This window comes from Pseudomonas sp. R76 (genome assembly GCF_009834565.1).
Lineage (GTDB): Bacteria > Pseudomonadota > Gammaproteobacteria > Pseudomonadales > Pseudomonadaceae > Aquipseudomonas.
In genome coordinates this window covers 1,265,896-1,283,145 of the sequence record NZ_CP019428.1, presented here as the reverse complement: position 1 = coordinate 1,283,145, position 17,250 = coordinate 1,265,896, and the positions used below count along the sequence as shown (strand labels likewise).

Sequence of the window (17,250 nt, the reverse complement as noted above, 5' to 3'; positions counted from 1 at the left end):
TGATCCATGCCCAACGTACTCATCACCGGCTGCTCCAGCGGCATCGGCCGCGCGCTGGCTGACGCGTTCAAGTCCGCCGGCTTCGAGGTGTGGGCCAGCGCCCGCCGCGAAGACGACGTCGCCGCCCTCACCGCCGCCGGTTTTAATGCAGTGCAACTGGACGTCAACGACAGCGCCGCCTTGCAGCACCTGGCAGAGCAGTGGGGCGAGCTGGATGTGCTGATCAACAACGCCGGCTACGGCGCCATGGGCCCGCTGCTCGACGGCGGCACCGAGGCGATGCAGCGCCAGTTCGAAACCAATGTGTTTTCCATCGTCGGCGTAACCCAGGCGCTGTTCCCCGCATTGCGTCGCGCTAACGGCCTAGTGGTGAATATCGGCAGTGTGTCGGGTGTGCTGGTGACGCCGTTTGCCGGCGCTTACTGCGCCTCGAAAGCCGCGGTGCATGCCTTGAGCGATGCATTGCGCATGGAGTTGGCACCGTTCGGTGTGCGAGTGATGGAAGTGCAGCCGGGCGCTATCGACACGCGTTTTGCGAAAAATGCCGGGGCCCAGGCTGAGCTGTTGATCAACGAGAAGTCACCGTGGTGGCCGTTGCGCGAAGGCATTCGTGCACGCTCCCAGGCCTCACAAAACAACCCGACCTCGGCTGAGCAATTTGCGGCTCAAGTGCTCAAGGCCGTGCAACAGTCAAAACCGCCACGGCTGTTGCGTGCGGGCAACGGTTGCCGGGCGCTGCCGTTGATGGCGGCGTTGTTGCCCAAGGCATTGCTGGAGAAGGTGTTGAAGAAGCGCTTTGGGCTGGCGGGCTCGCTCTAGCCTTTCATGAAGTCAATAAACGCCCGCACCTTCAGCGGCAAATGCCGCGTGTCCGGGTACATCGCATAAATCCCCTGCGGGGCGAAACGATGGTCCGGCAACAAGCGCACCAACCGCCCCGCGTCCAGGTCATCCTGCACCAGCCATTGCGGCAACACCGCCACGCCGTGGCCGCGCACGGCAAATGCCTGAAGCACCGCCGCACTGTCGGCCACCAGCGCAGTCGGGCCGGGGCGGTATTGATGCTCGCCACCGGCCGGGTCGGTCAGGCTCAATTCCGTCAAACGACCGTGGCCCAACTTGGGCACCTGCTCTAATTCATCCAGCGTTTGAACCCCGGCGAATTCGGGTGCTGCTACGGCAAACACCTCGAACGTCGACAACTGCACGGCGCGGTGGTTGGAATCCAATAGGCGGCCCAATCGAATCGCCACGTCAAAGCGTTCCGAGATCAAATCGGCGTGGGTCGAGGATGTGGATAAGTGAATGTTGAGGTCCGGGTGCAAGCGCCGAAACGCCTCAACTGCGGGGGCAACCACCGCCAGCGCGTATTCCACCGTGGTGGTGATGCGCAACGTGCCTTTGAGCTGGGCATGTTCGGACCGCGCCTCTTCCACCGCCAGGCGGGCTTCTTCGAGCATGCGTGTGCAGCGCAGGTAGAAGCGCTCACCGGCGTCGGTCAGTGCCAGTTGGCGGGTGTTGCGGGTCAGCAGGGTCACGCCGAGTTCCGCCTCAAGGCGCTTGAGGTTGAAGCTCACCACCGCGCGAGTCTGGCCCAGCAGGTCGGCTGCAGCGGTGAGCGAGCCGGCCTCGACCACGGCCTTGAAGGTGTCGAATCGGTCCAGGCTGACCATCGGCCGCGCCCTCCTTTGTCAAAATATTTTTGACAAACTAACAGGCAAATCGGCGTATCCCAAACGTTGCGTGCGGCCTACCCTGCCCGCCTCTCTCGCAGGATCGCGTTCATGACCTACCGCTCGAAAGTTGCCTGGATCTTCCTACTCGGCTTCGCCCTGGACTTGGTGAACATGTTTGTCGCCACGGTCGCCTACCCGGATATCGCCCGCGAGCTGCACGCTTCGGTCACGCAATTGGCCTGGATCAGCAATGCCTACATGCTCGGGCTGACCGTGATCATTCCCCTGAGCGTGTGGCTGGCGGCGATCATGGGCGAGCGAACTCTGATTGCAGCAAGCCTGCTGTTATTTGCGGGGGCTTCGCTGATGGTGGGCCAGGCGGGCTCTATCGAAACCCTGATTGGCTGGCGCGCACTGCAAGGGCTGGGCGGTGGTTTGCTGATTCCCGTGGGGCAAGCGATGGCGTACCGGCACTTTCCACCGGCAGAACGCAGCCAACTCACTGCTCGTGTAATGTCGGTGGCGCTGCTGGTGCCAGCGCTGTCGCCGGCATTGGGCGGGGTGATTGTGGACAGCGTGTCGTGGCGCTGGATCTTCTACGCCAACCTGCCGCTGGCGTTATTAACGCTGCTGCTGGCGATGCTGTGGATAAAACCTGATACACCTGCAACGGCGCGCCCGGCGTTGGATCTGGGCAGTATTTTCAAACAGGTCCGCAGCCCGATGCTGCGCGTGGCGATGCTCATCTACCTGTTCATCCCCGGCGTATTTATCGGCACCAGCCTGATCGCCATTCTCTACCTGCGCAGCCTCGGCTATGACGCTACAAAGACGGGCGCACTGATGCTGCCGTGGGCACTGGCGTCGGCGCTGGCGATTTACCTGAGCAAAAAACTGTTTAACCGTTGCGGCCCAAAACCGTTGTTGCTGGCGGGCATGGCCCTGCAATGCATCGGCATCCTGCTGCTGAACCAGCCCGCCTTGGTGATTCTTGCCTACGCCCTGATGGGCCTGGGCGGCAGCCTGTGCAGCAGCACCGCACAGACCCTGGCGTTTCTGGACATTCCCGCCGAGCGCATGGGCGACGCCAGCGCGTTGTGGAATATCAATCGACAAGTGAGTTTTTGCCTCGGCGCGGCGGCACTCAGTGCACTGTTGTCGGCCTTGGATTCATTCGCCATAACCTTCACGATAGCGGCAGCCCTGACACTGCTGCCCCTTTTTGCCGTGCTGCGCCTGGATGCGTCCAGAGTCCGCACACTGCTTCACCCTGCCAGCGAGCCCCAGCCATGATTGATTACAGCGATTTTTTTGAAGAAGTGATCCAGACCCACGTCGAGATTGAACAGTGGTTTGCCGGCGTTGCGCCTGAAGGCACCCTGGAAACCTTGCTTGCACGCTTCTCACCCGAGTTCAGCATGGTCGCGCCCGCCACCGGCACGCGGGTGAATACGGCCGGGGTGAAGGCACTGTTCACGCGCCTTGGCGGTATACGCCCAGGCTTGAAAATCACCTTGAGTGAGATGACCGGGATCGACCGCCATGCACGCGGCGCCACGGTGACGTATCGCGAGCATCAGGTTGACGACAGCGGCACGCAGACTGATCGCAGGGCTACAGTGGTGTTTGAAAAGCAAGCCAGCGGCGCGCTGCTGTGGCGCCACCTGCACGAAACCTTCATCAAGGCTTAACACGGTCAATACTGTGGGAGCTGGCTTGCCTGCGATAGCGGTGGGTCAGCACTACATGCTTCAACTGACCGTCCGCCATCGCAGGCAAGCCAGCTCCCACACAGGCCAGTTCTCATAGCCAGCTCACACAGTTTAATTTTGTGTTGGGTTGACGATAACGGTGCAAGTGATCCCCGCCGCCAGCAGCACGCCTTCCGGCACTTCATCAATGTGAATGCGTACCGGCACGCGCTGGGCCAAACGCACCCAGTTGAAGGTCGGGTTCACATCCGCAATCAGTTCGCGACTCTCCGGGTTGTCACGGTCGTAGATGCCGCGCGAGATGCTTTCCACATGGCCCTTGAGGGTTTCGCCGCTCATCAGTTGCATATCGGCTTTGTCGCCGACTTTGACGTGGGGCAGCTTGGTTTCTTCGAAGAAGCCGTAGACCCAGAACGAATTCATATCCACTACGGCCATCTTCGCCTCGCCGATGCGCGCGTAGTCGCCACGGTGCACATTGAGGTTGGTGACATAGCCGTCCACGGCCGCCACGACTTGGGTGCGTTTCAAATTCAACTCAGCCGCTTCAAGCTGCGCCAGCGCATGTTGGTAATCGGCCAGCGCCGAGTCGGCGATGTTGCTGGCGTCGTCACGGTTTTCCTTGGAGATCACCAGGGCATCAAGATCGGCGCGGCGGTGGGCGTTGACCTTGCGCATTTCCCAGGTGGCCTTGCGTGAGGCCACCAGCGATTGCGCCTGCTTGACCGCGATGCGGTAGTGCTCGGGGTCGATCTGCATCAGCAAGTCGCCCTTCTTCACCAATTGGTTGTCACGCACCGGCACATCCACCACCTCGCCGGTGACGTCGGCCGCCACGTTGATGATGTCGGCGCGCACACGGCCATCGCGGGTCCACGGCGTCTCCATGTAGTGCACCCACAATGTGCGGCCAATCCAGATCGCCAAAGCCAGTACCAGCAAGGTTGCGAGCAGGCTGAAAAACTTTTTCATCGGGGCATTCTCAACGGTAGACGGTCAGCGCCAGGGCGCCGAACAAGCAAACGAACAGGCTCAGGCGCAACAACGCCGGGTGCCAGAAAAAACGGTACAGGTCGAACCCGGCCAGAAAGCGGTCCAGAGCCCAGGCCAGCCCTGCCGCGATCAAGAACATCAAGGTCATGGTCGGCATGTACACGCCGTGGAAGGCGATTTCACGAGGCATGCGGGGCTCCTTTGAGGGCCGCGAGTGGCGATTGCGGGTCGAGCAGCGAGGTGCGGATAAAGTGCAGGTAGCTTTTCACCCGGCGCAGGGCCGAGGTGTCGAAGTGCGGGGCGAAGGGTTCGTCGGTGGCCTGCACGCGGCTGATCGCGTGGTCGACGGCAATCAGGCCGCGCTCCAGGTTGCTCGCGCTGGGCTGCAGAAACAGCCGCACCAACGACCGGCCCATCACGCGGATCGCCTGTCGCCACGGCTGGGATTCGGCATACGCCGGGTGCACCGGCAAAATCGCCTGTTCCTTGCGCAACTCGATGATCGCGTGGCCGACTTCCAGCACCACGAACATCCAGCGCAGCAGGTCGCGCTGTACCTGCGGCTGGCCGACGGCGAGGCCGTAGGCCTGGTGCAACAGATCGCGGGTGCGGCTTTCAAAACTCGAGGCCAGGCCCTTGAGTTTGCCGCTGATGGCGTACACCACCTGCTCACGCAGGTCCTGCTCCAAGCGGCGCCACAGCCAGCGGCTGTTGGGCGGCAGGATGATCGCGCCCGCCGCCGCGCACACCAACATGCCGATGACCATGGCGATGTAGTCGTTGATAAAGGTGTAGGGGTTGTAGACCGTGAGGTTATCCGGCACCGAGCCGGTGCTGAAGAAGATCAGCAGGCCGACGCCGACACCGGCGTATTGCGGGCGTGAAGCGAGGAAAGAGCCGAAGATGATCACCGGCGCCAGCATCACGCACAGCAACGGGAAGCCGTCGATCCACGGGAACACGAAGAACATTTCGACGAACCCCACCAACGCGCCGATCAAGGTGCCGCAGGCCATCTGGAACGCCATGCGTTTGGGGTTGGGCGTGGCGGCCGACAAGCCCACGGTGGCGGCGGCGATCAGGGTCATGGTCGCGCCGCTCGGCCAGGCGGTGGCCACCCAGTAACTGCCCAGCACGATCAAGATAAATGACGCGCGAATGCCGGACGCGGCGCAGGCCAGCCAGTTGGTCTTGGGGATAAAGGTTTCGTCCCACTGCTCGCGCGCATGGCTGTGGTCGGCGAGTGACGCGTGGGTCAACGCGTAGTTGTGCAGGTCGTCGACAAAGCGGTAAAGCAGCTCGTAGGCGGTATGGAAATCCAGTTGCTCGGCTTCGCTCGGGTCGCCCTCCTGGAAGCGCGCACGCAGGCTGCGCACTTTGGCGGGCAAGCCGTCTTTATAGGCGCTGAGTTGGTTGGCCAACCGCGCCGCGTCGGGGCTGGTGAGGGCGCGAGCGGAAAAACCATCGAGTAGTTCGGCAAGGTCTTGCAGGCCCGGCTTGATGGCCGCGACCACGTGATCGGCCGCATCCGTGCGCAGCCGCTCAAGCAACTGGTGCAAGGCGTTAAAGCGCGTGGTGATGCTCATGAATTCGCTGTTGAGGCGACTGAGCCGGCCATTGCGCCGCCGCATATGCGGGTCTTCAAACACGGTGATACTGCGCAGCCCTTCCAGCCCCACCGCTTCGGCGATAAAGCGCACGTTGCTGGCCTCGAACCCTTCACGCTGACTGCGCCCACGCAGACCGTCGGTGACAAACAGCGCGAACACGCCGAAGCGCTGATACAAGGCGTTGCGCATCGCGGCGCTGCTGGTTTGCGGCAGGATCGCGGCGCTGACCAACGTGGAGCAGAGAATCCCCAGGGAGATTTCCAGCACCCGCCACACCGCCGCCATAAAGGCGCCGTCCGGGTGCGCCAGGGCGGGCAAACCGACCATCGCCGCGGTGTAGCCGGCCAACACAAACCCATAGGCGCGAAAGTTGCGATTACGCGTCGCACCGGCCGTGCAAATGCCCACCCAGATCGCCAGCGCGCCAAGGAACAATTCGGTGTTCTGCGCAAACAAGGCGATCAGAAAGACCATCACCGCCGACCCGGCCAAGGTGCCCAGGAAGCGGTAAAAACTCTTGGCGAACACCTGGCCGCTCTGCGGTTGCATCACGATAAATACGGTGATCATCGCCGTGCGCGGTTGCGGCAGTTCCAGGCGCATCGCCAGCCACAGCGTGAGGAACGCGGCGATCAACACTTTGAAGATATACACCCAGGTCACGCCATCGCTGCGTGCCCAGTCGAAAAAACCACGCCGCCACTCCAGGGAGTGCAACCAGCGCAGCGGTGCAGGCAAGGGCGTCATCAAATCCTACTCAGTGATCAAACACGGCCAGCGCCGCCGGGGTTTTGCTCGGAAGGGTTTTGGCAGGCTGCGGCACATCGTTGCCGGCACCGAGCCCACCGCCCAGGGCGGTGACCAGTTCGGCATGCGCGCTCAGGCGCGCGGCCTGCACCTGTTGCTCGATTTGCTGCTGGTGGAACAGCAAGGTCTGGGCGTTCAGCACGTTGAGGTAATCGGTAAGGCCGCGCTGGTAGGCGATCATCGCAATGTCGTAGGTTTTTTGCGCCGAGGCCACCGACTGCGCGGCGAACGCCGACTGCTTGTCCATGGACTCGCGACGGATCAACTGGTCGCTTATGCCCTTGAGCGCATTGACCAGGGTTTGGTTGTACTTGGCCACGGCGATGTCATAGCCGGCGCTGGCTTCGCCCAACTGCCCGCGCAAACGGCCGCCGTCGAAGATCGGCAAGGTGATCGCCGGGCCGACGTTGTAATTGAGTTTCTCACCACTCAAAAAGCCCAGCATGGCGCCGCCAGTGGCCATGTAGCCGAGGCTGCCGACGAGGTCGACGTTGGGGTAGAAACCGGCATGGGCCACATCAATGCCACGCGCTTGCGCGGCGACTTGCCAGCGGCTGGCGACCACGTCCGGGCGTTGGCCAAGCAACTGCGCCGGCAGGCTGGAAGGTAATTTCAGCGGCGCGGCGAGGCTCAGGCTCGGGCGTTGCAGTTGCGCGCCCTCACCTGGGCCTTTGCCGGCCAATGCCGCCAGTTGGTTACGGCTCAAGGCGATTTCTTCGTCCAAGGCGTCCAGTTGACGATGGGTCTCCGGCAACGGCGTTTCGGCCTGGCTGACGTCGAAGTGCGTGCCGATCCCGGCATTCAGGCGTTTATTGGCCAGGTCGAGAATCTGCTGTTGCTGGGCCAGCGTGGCGGCGACGATATCGCGGTTGGCGTAATGCAACGACAGCTGGATATAGGCGCGCACCACGTTGTTTTGCAATTCGAGCTGGGCCTGGCGCGCCTCGGCGGCGCTCATGTGCGCCAGGTCGACGGCGCGTTCGCTGGCGTTGCTTTCGCGGCCCCACAGGTCGAGGGCGTAACTCAAGCCCAGGGAGGAACTGTTGTCCCAGGTGTTGGCGCCGCTCAGCTCGCCCGGCCCGTAGAACTGATCCTTCGGCCAGTTGTGGCGCTTGAGCGTGGTGTCACTGTTGATCTGCAACGCCTCGGCCGACTCGGCAACACCGGCCATGGCCCGCGCTTCACGCACCCGCGCGGCGGCCATGGCCAGGCTCGGGCTGTTTTGCGTGGCCAGTGCGACCCAGCGGTTCAGTTGCGGGTCGCCGTAGGCTTGCCACCATTGCGCGGTGGGCCAGTGGGCGTCCTGGGTGACGTGTTGAATCGCTTCGTCGGTGGCCAGGGTATTGGCGTTGAGGGCCTGGCCTTGGGGGGCGATTCCTCCGGTTCCGATGCAGCCGCTGATTGCTAACGATAAGGCCAAAACACTGAGAGCCTTCAGCTCTCTGCTGATGCGACGCGGCACGGCAAGCGTATTCCTGAGGTGGTGTGGCGGGAAGATGGCGCAATTCTAGGGGGCGGCTTGGGGAACGATAAGCTGGCATTCCTGTGAATCTTTGTTACCGTTCAAGCGATAATCCGTTGGTAGGGATCACTGGACGGCGTAACTTTGTGTCACAATTTGTTATCTCCCCTGAGAACACTCCATGGACACTTTGCAAAACATGCGCGCGTTCAGTTGCGTGGCCGAAGCTGGCAGCTTCACCGCCGCCGCCGTGCAACTGGACACCACCACGGCCAACGTCTCGCGCGCGGTCTCCAACCTGGAAGCCCATCTGCAAACCCGCTTGCTCAACCGCACCACCCGCCGCATTGCGCTGACCGAGGCCGGTAAACGCTATTTGCTGCGCTGCGAACAAATTCTCGCCTACGTCGAAGAAGCCGAGGCCGAAGCCAGCGACGCGCATGCGCGCCCCGCCGGGCAGTTGAAAGTGCACACCATGACCGGCATCGGCCAGCATTTCGTCATCGATGCGATTGCCCGCTACCGCCGCACCCACCCCGACGTGACCTTCGACCTGACCCTGGCCAACCGCGTGCCGGACCTGCTCGACGAGGGCTACGACGTGTCCATCGTGCTGGCCAGCGAACTGCCGGACTCGGGCTTCGTGTCCCAGCGCCTGGGCATTACTTACAGCATCGCCTGCGCCTCGCCGGATTACGTCAAGGCCAAGGGCTGCGCGCAACGGCCCCAGGACTTGCTCAACCACGCCTGCCTGCGCCTGGTGAGCCCGGTGATCCAGCTGGATAAATGGACCTTCAACGGCCCCGAAGGCCAGGAAAGTGTAGCGATCAATACGTCGCCGTTCCTGGTCAACTCGGCGGATGCGATGAAAACCGCGATCACCAGTGGCATGGGCGTCGGCCTGTTGCCGGTGTATGCGGCTATCGAAGGCCTGCGCAACGGCACGCTGGTACGGGTGATGCCGACTTATCGTTCGCAAGAGCTGAACCTGTATGCCATCTACCCGTCGCGCCAATACCTGGATGCGAAGATCAAGACGTGGGTGGAATACCTGCGCGGGTCGCTGCCGGAAATACTGGCAGCGCACCAGGCGGAACTGGTGGCCTATGAATTGAGCGGCAGCCTGAGCGGCGCGCGGTTGGCGAACTGATTTTGGAATGCAGCCCCACACACAACATCATTTGGCTGTGGGAGCTGGCTTGCCTGCGATAGCGGAGGATCAGCCAATACAATGGCAAATGGCACACCGCAATCGCAGGCAAGCCAGCTCCCACAATTTGAGCGGAGTTTTGCAATGAAAAAGACCGTCCTCGCCTTCAGCCGCGTCACCCCGGAAATGATCGAACGCCTGCAACAGGACTTCGAGGTGATCGCGCCCAACCCCAAGCTGGGTGACATCAACGCGCAATTCAATGAGGCTCTGCCCCACGCCCACGGCTTGATCGGCGTGGGCCGCAAGCTCGGCCGTGCGCAGCTTGAAGGCGCGAGCAAGCTGGAAGTGGTCTCCAGCGTGTCGGTGGGCTACGACAACTACGACGTGGCGTACTTCAACGAGCGCGGGATCATGCTCACCAACACCCCCGACGTGCTCACCGAAAGCACCGCCGACCTGGCCTTTGCCTTGCTGATGAGCAGCGCCCGCCGCGTGGCCGAGTTGGACGCGTGGACCAAGGCCGGGCAATGGAAGGCCAGCGTTGGTGCGCCGTTGTTCGGTTGCGATGTGCACGGCAAAACCCTCGGTATCGTCGGCATGGGCAACATCGGCGCGGCCATCGCCCGTCGCGGGCGCCTGGGTTTCAATATGCCGATCCTGTACAGCGGCAACAGCCGCAAGACGCAACTTGAGCAAGAGCTGGGCGCGCAGTTCCGCAGCCTGGAGCAGTTGCTGGCCGAGTCGGATTTCGTCTGCCTGGTGGTGCCGTTGAGCGACAAGACTCGCCACCTGATCAGCACCCGCGAACTGGGGCTGATGAAGCCCAGCGCGATCCTGATCAACATCTCCCGTGGGCCGGTGGTGGACGAGCCGGCACTGATCGAAGCCCTGCAAACCCAGAAGATTCGTGGCGCCGGGCTGGATGTGTATGAGCAAGAGCCGCTGGCCGAATCGCCGCTGTTCCAGCTGAGCAATGCGGTGACTTTGCCGCACATCGGCTCGGCTACCGGTGAAACCCGTGAAGCCATGGCCAATCGCGCCCTGGAAAACCTGCGCAGCGCCTTGCTGGGCCAGCGCCCGCAAGACTTGGTGAACCCGCAAGTCTGGAAGGCCTGATACTGATCGTTCCCACGCTCCGCGTGGGAATGCATCCTGTGACGCTCCGCGTCACCACTGCGCAGGACCTGACTCTTGCACCACGAGACGCGGAGCGTCCGGGGCGGCGTTCCCACGCAGAGCGTGGGAACGATCATCGGGTTAAAGCCTCGGCCGCCGAGGTCGATAACCCTCTATAGATCGTCATCCCTGATCCACAGAAGGTTTTTATGTCCACCACCAAAGCCCGCGCAGATTCACTCTCGCTTCTGCTCTTTACCCTGCGCAGCGGCAAGCTGATGGCCATCAACCTGTTGAAAGTCAGTGAAATCATCCCCTGCCCGCCGCTGACCAAGCTGCCGGAGTCGCACCCACACGTCAAAGGCATCGCCACGCTGCGCGGTACGTCGCTGTCGGTGATCGACCTGAGCCGTGCGCTGGGCGAAATGCCCCTGCAAGACCCGAACGGCGGCTGCCTGATCGTCACCGACGTCAGCCGCTCCAAGCAGGGCCTGCATGTGCAGGCGGTGAGCAAGATCGTGCACTGCCTGACCACCGACATTCGCCCGCCGCCCTATGGCTCCGGCGGCAATCGCTCGTTTATCACCGGGGTTACCCAGGTGGAAGGCGGGCTGGTGCAGGTGCTGGACATCGAGAAGGTTATCCACGGTATCGCCCCGGCACCGATTGAAGCGGCGCCCACCGACCTGACCATGGAAGAGGCCGAAGTCCTCGGCAATGCGCGGATTCTGGTGGTGGATGACAGCCAGGTCGCCCTGCAGCAGTCGGTGCATACGCTGCGCAATCTGGGCCTGACGTGCCACACCGCACGCAGCGCCAAGGAAGCCATCGACGTGCTGCTGGAGCTGCAAGGCACGGTCGAGCAGATCAACGTGGTGGTCTCCGACATCGAAATGTCCGAAATGGACGGTTACGCCCTCACCCGCACCCTGCGCGAAACCCCGGACTTCCAGGAGCTTTATGTGCTGCTGCACACCTCCCTGGACAGCGCGATGAACAGCGAAAAGGCGCGGCTGGCCGGTGCCGACGCGGTGCTCACCAAGTTCTCCTCGCCCGAACTGACCAAGTGCCTGGTGGTGGCTGCGAAATCTGTGGCGCAAAAGGGTCTGTAGCCGGTGGCGGAGTATTTCCAACTGCTGCGCCGCGACCTCACCGCCAGCCTGCCCGCGCCGCAGTGGCCGGCCGATATTCGACTGGATCATTACCGCGATGAGCTGGCTCCGGCGATTCATGCGGTGTTGCGCATGACCCAGGACCAAGGCGGCGGCCGCGTCGCCAGCCTGGCGCAATGGCAACACCGGTTCATCACGGATGCCGAGTTCGACCCCACGCTGTGCCTGGTCGCCAGCAACAGCGACGGCATACTCGGTGTGGCCCAATGCTGGACCAGTGCATTCATCAAGAACCTCAGCGTGCACCCTGGCGCCCAAGGCCAGGGGCTGGGCCGCGCCCTGTTGCTGCACACCTTTGAGGTGTTCAAGCAGCGCGGCGAACCCTACGTCGACCTCAAGGTGCGCGAGAGCAACCTGCGCGCCCGGCAACTGTACGAAAGCGCCGGCATGGTGTTTGTGCTGCGCGACGTGGTGCCCGAGGACTGACAGGCACTGGCGCATAACTTGCTTTGCAAGGACTTGAACAGTGCAGAGAGGCAAAAACCCGTCACTGTTCAAGAGTGCCCTCTGACCTTGCCTGGTGACAGATCCTCCATGAACACTCACTTTTCCTGCGTGGGTTGCGGCAAATGCTGCACCGACCATCATGTGCCCCTGACCCTCGAAGAGGCCCGCAGTTGGGCGGCTGACGGCGGTAACGTCATCGTTCTGGTGGAAGGGTTTCTCGGCAATGGCCTGGGCTTGCCCGTGCAACAACGCGAACACGCCGAGCGCCGTTCAGTGGTGGTGCCGAGCGGCAGTACCGAGGCGTTTGTGGCAATCACCTTTGCCGCTTACAACGCCGGGCGCTGCCGGAATCTTGACGACGACAACCGTTGCCGCATTTATGAGCGTCGCCCGCTGGTGTGTCGCATCTATCCGATGGAAATCAACCCGCATATCCCGCTGAACCCAGCGGCCAAAGACTGCCCGCCGGAATCCTGGGAACAAGGCCCGGCGTTGATCGTCGGTGGCGAATTGATGGACCGGGAACTGGCAGAGTTGATCCGCCGCTCGCGCCAGGCCGACCGCGATGACGTGCAGACCAAGGAGGCGGTGTGCGCCTTGCTGGGCATTCGCACCACCGCGCTCAAGGGCGATGGGTTTACCGCGTACTTGCCGGACATGAACGCCTTTTCCCAGGCAATCGAATTGGCGACTGATCAGCCAGCCGCAGCCAATGAGTGGGTGTTTCATGTGTCCGGCATGGACATCGCCGAACAGCTGTTGGATGCCGGCGCCCAGATCGCAACCCAGGTGCCGGCCAACTACGCGTTTATTTCGTTGCGGGCCTCTTAGGCCCGCAGGCTTACAGGATGGCCAGGCACTCGATTTCGATCCGAGCATCGGCTAACAGCTTGCCGGCGGCGAAGGTCGTGCGCGTGGGAAGGCGGTCCGAAGGGAAGTAGCTGGCATAAACTTGGTTCATCGCGGAAAACTCATTGATGTCGGCAAGAATCACCAAGCATTTGGCCACCCGGTCCATGCCCACACCGTGTTTGCGCAGCGTGTCGCGCAGGGTCTCAAGTGCCTGTGCGGTCTCTTTGCGAATGCCGCCGCGCACCACCTTGCCGTTTTCATCCAGCCCGAGCAGCCCCGACACATAGAGGGTTTGCCCTACTTGCACGGTTTCCGAGAAGGGCAAACCACCGTCTGCCGGGGTGAATATCATCGCTGCCGGCTCAGGCTTGCCGGAAACCGGTGCCAGATAAGGCTGGGTAATGGCCGCGTACTTGCCATTGTCCTTCAGCCGCTGCAGCGCTTTGTTCAGCGCGGCAGTCAGCTCAGGATCGGTCTTGCGCGTAGCAATGGCGGGGCCGCTGCCCAACAATTCATCCTTGATAGCCGGCCCGGCAAACGCAAACGCCCTGCCCTGAGGGGTGTTGAGCAACGCTTCGCGGATTTCGATGGTGTCTTGCAAGGTCGCGTCCAACTCACCGGCGAGCAAACTTGTGATCAATTCGGCATTGAGGTTGAAACTGCGTACCTGCACCCCTTGCGGAGCCCATCGCGCCATTGCATAGGCGGCGCGGCTGGTGCCGGTCAAAACGCCCACGCGTTTGCCTTTTAGCGCGTTGGGTTCTGGCAGCAGGTTGGAACCCACGGGGGCGACCAAGCGGCTTTCAAGGGCGTACAGTGGGTCGGTGAAGTCTACAATTTCACGCCGTGGCGGCGTCGCGGTCATCGGCATGATCGCGTCGAAACGCTTGGCCTGGAGCGCCGCAATATTGGTTGCATAAGGCTGATCAACCCATATGCAGCGCGCGTTGAGTTCAGCACACAGCGCGTTACCCAACTCAATATCCAAGCCCACCAGCTCGCCTTGCGCATTGCGGTATTCAAAGGGAGGGACATCCGCCTCGACCCCAAAACGTATTTCGTTCCAGGAATTGGCGGGAGGGGTGGAAACAGCACACCCGCTCCCGGCGAACACCATCAAAGCGAGTGCCAGCATTCTTATTGCCGTCGTCATAAACCTGTCCTGTGCAAAAGTGATGTGAAGCATTCGGGCTCAATCACTTATGGCCCAAACACCCCCAGCGTTCTAACAAGCACTGACTGGTCTATAACTGCGACACGCCTGTTTATTGAGTAGGAAAATTCCCAAAAGTGATAGTAGACCGTTTTTCGACCTAGCGCCGGTGGCCCCAGAATTCTTGCGCCAACAGGCGCAAATCCTCCGCCAGCGCGGCCACATTGGCCGAGCTGAGCTGGCTTTGCTGCCCCGCGCTGACGGTGGCTTCGCCGGCATTACGAATGCCGACGACATTGCGATTAATGTCCTCGCTCACCGCGCTTTGTTCCTCCACCGCCGCGGCAATCTGCTGACTCATCGATGTAATCTGGCTGACGCGCCGGCTGATGCCATCCAGCGCGAGCGCAGCCTGCTGTGCCTGTGCAACGCTCGCATCGACATGCTCGCTGCTGTGCGCCATGGCTTGCACCGCATCGCGGGCGCCGCCTTGCAGGGTGCTGATCATGCGCTGGATCTCATTGGTCGATTGCTGCGTGCGCTGGGCCAGGCCGCGCACCTCATCGGCAACCACCGCAAAGCCACGGCCCTGCTCGCCGGCGCGAGCGGCCTCGATGGCGGCATTCAGGGCCAGCAGGTTAGTTTGCTCGGCAATCGTGCGGATCACTTCCAGCACGCCACTGATTTCGCCGCTGTGGCTTTCCAACTGCTGAATGACTGCGGTGGCGCGCGCCAACTCCTGGGCCAGGCGCAACACCGCATCACGGCTTTCATCGACGCGCTGATGGCCTTCACGGGTTGCACTGCCGGCCTGGTCCGCCGCCGTGGACGCCTCAAGTGCATGGCTGGCCACTTGCGCCACGCTGGCGGCCATCTGGTGGATCGCCGTCGCCACCTGATCCGTCTGGGTCTGCTGGCCCAGGCTGCTGGCGTGGCTGTTGTCCAAGTGCTCGACCAGCCGCGCGGCGTGCCCCGCCAAACGTTGGGACGCATCGCCGATGCGCCCCACCACGGCGCCCACTTGGACTTCGAGCATTTGCAGGGCGAACTCGATCTGCCCGCACTCATCGCTGCGACCGGTGTAGATCACCTGGCTCAAAGGGTTGTCGGCAATCAGGCGCGCGCGCTGGTTGAGTTGCCCCAGCGGTCGCACAATCGCTTTGACCCCGAGCGCCGCCAGTGCACACCCAAGCGTTAACGCCAACAGTTGCCAGATCGGCGAATGAGCCGCCAGACCCAGCCCCAAGGCCCACGCCAACGCACAGGTGGCGGTGGCCCACAGTGACAATTTCATGCGCATGCCGGGCATCGGCGGCCTTTGACGTTTACCCGCGCGCAACTGCGCGTAAGCACGTTCCGCCGCCTGCACCTTGCGCCCATCGGGTTTGGTGCGCACCGACTGATACTCCACCGCCGCCCCGTCCCGCGTGACCGGTGTGGCGTAGGCGCTGACCCAATAGTGGTCGCCGTTCTTGCAGCGATTTTTCACCATGCCCATCCACGAGCGGCCGCTTTTCAGGGTTTGCCACATCTGTGCAAACGCTGCGGACGGCATATCGGGGTGGCGCAGCAGGTTGTGCGGTGAGCCAAGCAGTTCATCGCGGCTATAGCCGCAAACGTCGATGAAGTCCTTGTTGGCATAGGTAATCGCGCTGGTCAGATCGGTGGTCGAGAGGATGTTGGCATCGGGAGCAAAGTCCACATTTCGACCGGTGACCGGCAGATTGATCTTCATGGAGAAGCGCGCTCGTAATTATTGGAGGAGTCGGCAGGGCGTCGACTCTAAGCGCACCCATGGGGCAAATACTGATCCAGCTCATGTTCCGAGCAATTAATTGGCCATCATGGACTGACGACCGGTTCATCAAGGTTGTAAGGCTGCACGATGCGCAGGTATTCACCGCTCTGTTTCAGTCGTTCCAACGCGTGGTTAAGATCATTGCGCAAAGCGATATCGGGCTTACGCACCGCAATGGCCACGCCGTCGCCCAGCAGCTCGGCAGAAACGGCGGGGCCCAGGAAATCGAAATCCTGGCCGGCAGGGGTGTCGAGCAGTGCCTTGCGGATTTCCACCGTGCCTTGCAGCGTCGCATCGATATGCCCGGCCACCAGGCTGCGAACCAGTTCGTCATTGAGCCAGAAGCTCTTGATGACCACGCCCGCAGGCGCCCACTTTGATCGCGCAAAGGCTTCCCGGTTACTGCCCAGCAGCACACCGACACGCTTGCCCCGCAGCGACGCTACGGTCGGCACCAGGCCGGAGCCCTTGCGCGCCACGAGCCGCGTGATAAACGGATACAGATTGTCGGTAAAACTCACCCATTGGCGCCGTCTTGAGGTGGGGGCTATACCCATGATTGCATCGAATCGACGGGCTTCAAGGGCTTGAAAACTTTCGACCAGGACCTGATCGACCCAGGTACAACGCGTATTGAGCTGCTGGCAAATGGCATTGCCCAGTTCAATGTTCAACCCCACCAACTGACCGTGCTGGTCGCGACTTTCAAAGGGTGGGAATTGGGCGACGACGGCGAAACGAATGTCGCGCCGTGGCTCATCAGCTGTCGCAGGGAGGCAGACAGCGGCGGCCAGGAACAATAAGGCAGGCACAACAAAAACCCGGATGAAATCCACAGGGGACGTCCTTTTCTGGAAAGACCAGCCTCATTACACCCTGCCCCGGTGAGAACAATCGGGGCTGAGCAGAGGCTGCACAAGCTTTCAAGAAACGGTCACGGGCCTTCAATCAGAAAGTTCAGCAGACCCTGTAGGCAAACACCGCCACAGTCTGCGCATCATTATTCTCAGCGTTTACCCATGGAGCGGCGAGTGCCTGGTGGCGCCATGCCTGGCGACTTGGTGTGGCCGTTTTTGGCGCCGTTTTTGTACCAAGGCTGGGCGGCATTCTTGGCCCCGGCCAACTCACCCGGCTTGAACGGAAACTTGAACGCTGGGATCTCGGCTTTTTCAACGCTGTCAGCGCCGGCCGGATCGACGAGGTCGGCCACTTCAACAGGGGGTTGTGTCGGGGAAGTCATGGAAGCTCCGGGGCGTGCAAATAATGAGGCGGGGCCGGCTTGCGGGCCCCACTGGCGCG

17 protein-coding genes and 1 pseudogene are annotated in these 17,250 nt (G+C 62.1%); 8 read left to right on the top strand and 10 right to left on the bottom strand.

The window, feature by feature from the left end:
• Positions 1-6 precede the first annotated feature (6 nt).
• On the top strand, positions 7-819 hold the full coding sequence (locus tag PspR76_RS05710) for an SDR family oxidoreductase (protein ID WP_159954329.1): 813 nt from the start codon (positions 7-9) through the stop codon (positions 817-819).
• On the opposite strand, the gene PspR76_RS05705 is transcribed toward PspR76_RS05710, so the two are convergent.
• Positions 816-1,673, bottom strand: coding sequence for a LysR family transcriptional regulator (locus PspR76_RS05705; RefSeq protein ID WP_159954328.1), 858 nt, complete (start codon positions 1,671-1,673; stop codon positions 816-818). The two genes, PspR76_RS05710 and PspR76_RS05705, sit on opposite strands and share 4 nt — an antisense overlap.
• 111 nt (positions 1,674-1,784) lie before the next feature.
• Here PspR76_RS05705 and PspR76_RS05700 point away from each other — a divergent pair, with 111 nt between their 5' ends.
• Entirely contained in the window at positions 1,785-2,969 is a 1,185-nt protein-coding gene (locus PspR76_RS05700; RefSeq protein WP_159954327.1) for an MFS transporter, read from the top strand.
• Positions 2,966-3,367 carry a DUF4440 domain-containing protein gene (locus PspR76_RS05695; protein WP_159954326.1) on the top strand — a complete coding sequence of 134 codons (402 nt, stop codon included), beginning with the start codon at positions 2,966-2,968 and terminating at the stop codon, positions 3,365-3,367. Before PspR76_RS05700 ends, PspR76_RS05695 begins: the two co-directional genes overlap by 4 nt.
• Positions 3,368-3,499: 132 nt before the next feature.
• On the opposite strand, the gene PspR76_RS05690 is transcribed toward PspR76_RS05695, so the two are convergent.
• The 4 genes from PspR76_RS05690 to PspR76_RS05675 are packed head-to-tail and all read right to left on the bottom strand — an operon-like array spanning position 3,500 to position 8,260.
• Positions 3,500-4,360: an efflux RND transporter periplasmic adaptor subunit gene (locus tag PspR76_RS05690; protein ID WP_159954325.1), complete on the bottom strand. Its 861-nt coding sequence runs from the start codon at positions 4,358-4,360 to the stop codon at positions 3,500-3,502.
• A 10-nt stretch (positions 4,361-4,370) separates the two neighbouring features.
• A complete protein-coding gene (locus PspR76_RS05685; RefSeq protein WP_010565658.1) occupies positions 4,371-4,571 on the bottom strand; it encodes a DUF1656 domain-containing protein in 201 nt (66 codons plus the stop codon).
• Positions 4,561-6,738, bottom strand: a complete 2,178-nt coding sequence (locus PspR76_RS05680) for an FUSC family protein (protein ID WP_159954324.1) — start codon at positions 6,736-6,738, stop codon at positions 4,561-4,563. Before PspR76_RS05680 ends, PspR76_RS05685 begins: the two co-directional genes overlap by 11 nt.
• A 10-nt stretch (positions 6,739-6,748) precedes the next feature.
• Complete coding sequence (locus PspR76_RS05675) at positions 6,749-8,260, bottom strand: efflux transporter outer membrane subunit (protein WP_159954323.1); 1,512 nt, start codon at positions 8,258-8,260, stop codon at positions 6,749-6,751.
• 181 nt (positions 8,261-8,441) lie between these two features.
• Between PspR76_RS05675 and PspR76_RS05670 the strand changes: the two genes are divergently transcribed.
• From PspR76_RS05670 to PspR76_RS05650, 5 genes are all read left to right on the top strand, one after another.
• Positions 8,442-9,410, top strand: coding sequence for a LysR family transcriptional regulator (locus PspR76_RS05670; protein ID WP_053254489.1), 969 nt, complete (start codon positions 8,442-8,444; stop codon positions 9,408-9,410).
• Positions 9,411-9,554: 144 nt separating this feature from the next.
• On the top strand, positions 9,555-10,529 hold the full coding sequence (locus PspR76_RS05665; protein WP_159954322.1) for a 2-hydroxyacid dehydrogenase: 975 nt from the start codon (positions 9,555-9,557) through the stop codon (positions 10,527-10,529).
• Positions 10,530-10,738: 209 nt separating this feature from the next.
• A complete protein-coding gene (locus PspR76_RS05660) occupies positions 10,739-11,641 on the top strand; it encodes a chemotaxis protein CheV (protein WP_159954321.1) in 903 nt (300 codons plus the stop codon).
• Between the two features lie 3 nt (positions 11,642-11,644).
• Positions 11,645-12,127, top strand: coding sequence for a GNAT family N-acetyltransferase (locus PspR76_RS05655; RefSeq protein WP_159954320.1), 483 nt, complete (start codon positions 11,645-11,647; stop codon positions 12,125-12,127).
• Positions 12,128-12,235: 108 nt separating this feature from the next.
• Positions 12,236-12,979 (top strand): YkgJ family cysteine cluster protein, encoded by a 744-nt coding sequence (locus tag PspR76_RS05650; RefSeq protein ID WP_159954319.1) that lies wholly within the window; start codon positions 12,236-12,238, stop codon positions 12,977-12,979.
• 10 nt (positions 12,980-12,989) lie between these two features.
• On the opposite strand, the gene PspR76_RS05645 is transcribed toward PspR76_RS05650, so the two are convergent.
• From PspR76_RS05645 to PspR76_RS05630, 5 genes and pseudogenes are all read right to left on the bottom strand, one after another.
• The gene (locus PspR76_RS05645; protein WP_237235726.1) at positions 12,990-14,186 is read right to left on the bottom strand and encodes a transporter substrate-binding domain-containing protein; all 1,197 of its coding nucleotides are present in this window, start codon (positions 14,184-14,186) and stop codon (positions 12,990-12,992) included.
• A 127-nt stretch (positions 14,187-14,313) separates the two neighbouring features.
• The gene (locus PspR76_RS05640) at positions 14,314-15,393 is read right to left on the bottom strand and encodes a methyl-accepting chemotaxis protein (protein ID WP_442966820.1); all 1,080 of its coding nucleotides are present in this window, start codon (positions 15,391-15,393) and stop codon (positions 14,314-14,316) included.
• A 213-nt stretch (positions 15,394-15,606) separates the two neighbouring features.
• A pseudogene (locus tag PspR76_RS31605) lies at positions 15,607-15,888 on the bottom strand (PAS domain-containing protein); the annotation flags it as partial.
• A 107-nt stretch (positions 15,889-15,995) separates the two neighbouring features.
• On the bottom strand, positions 15,996-16,763 hold the full coding sequence (locus PspR76_RS05635) for a transporter substrate-binding domain-containing protein (RefSeq protein ID WP_442966776.1): 768 nt from the start codon (positions 16,761-16,763) through the stop codon (positions 15,996-15,998).
• Between the two features lie 194 nt (positions 16,764-16,957).
• A complete protein-coding gene (locus PspR76_RS05630) occupies positions 16,958-17,191 on the bottom strand; it encodes a hypothetical protein (RefSeq protein WP_159954317.1) in 234 nt (77 codons plus the stop codon).
• Positions 17,192-17,250: the final 59 nt, after the last annotated feature.

Coding starts and splice junctions, on each gene's coding strand:
- PspR76_RS05710 (WP_159954329.1), top strand. CDS start 7: ATGCCCAACGTACTCATCACCGGCTGCTCCAGCGGCATCGGCCGCGCG.
- PspR76_RS05705 (WP_159954328.1), bottom strand. CDS start 1,673: ATGGTCAGCCTGGACCGATTCGACACCTTCAAGGCCGTGGTCGAGGCC.
- PspR76_RS05700 (WP_159954327.1), top strand. CDS start 1,785: ATGACCTACCGCTCGAAAGTTGCCTGGATCTTCCTACTCGGCTTCGCC.
- PspR76_RS05695 (WP_159954326.1), top strand. CDS start 2,966: ATGATTGATTACAGCGATTTTTTTGAAGAAGTGATCCAGACCCACGTC.
- PspR76_RS05690 (WP_159954325.1), bottom strand. CDS start 4,360: ATGAAAAAGTTTTTCAGCCTGCTCGCAACCTTGCTGGTACTGGCTTTG.
- PspR76_RS05685 (WP_010565658.1), bottom strand. CDS start 4,571: ATGCCTCGTGAAATCGCCTTCCACGGCGTGTACATGCCGACCATGACC.
- PspR76_RS05680 (WP_159954324.1), bottom strand. CDS start 6,738: ATGACGCCCTTGCCTGCACCGCTGCGCTGGTTGCACTCCCTGGAGTGG.
- PspR76_RS05670 (WP_053254489.1), top strand. CDS start 8,442: ATGGACACTTTGCAAAACATGCGCGCGTTCAGTTGCGTGGCCGAAGCT.
- PspR76_RS05665 (WP_159954322.1), top strand. CDS start 9,555: ATGAAAAAGACCGTCCTCGCCTTCAGCCGCGTCACCCCGGAAATGATC.
- PspR76_RS05660 (WP_159954321.1), top strand. CDS start 10,739: ATGTCCACCACCAAAGCCCGCGCAGATTCACTCTCGCTTCTGCTCTTT.
- PspR76_RS05650 (WP_159954319.1), top strand. CDS start 12,236: ATGAACACTCACTTTTCCTGCGTGGGTTGCGGCAAATGCTGCACCGAC.
- PspR76_RS05645 (WP_237235726.1), bottom strand. CDS start 14,186: ATGCTTCACATCACTTTTGCACAGGACAGGTTTATGACGACGGCAATA.
- PspR76_RS05630 (WP_159954317.1), bottom strand. CDS start 17,191: ATGACTTCCCCGACACAACCCCCTGTTGAAGTGGCCGACCTCGTCGAT.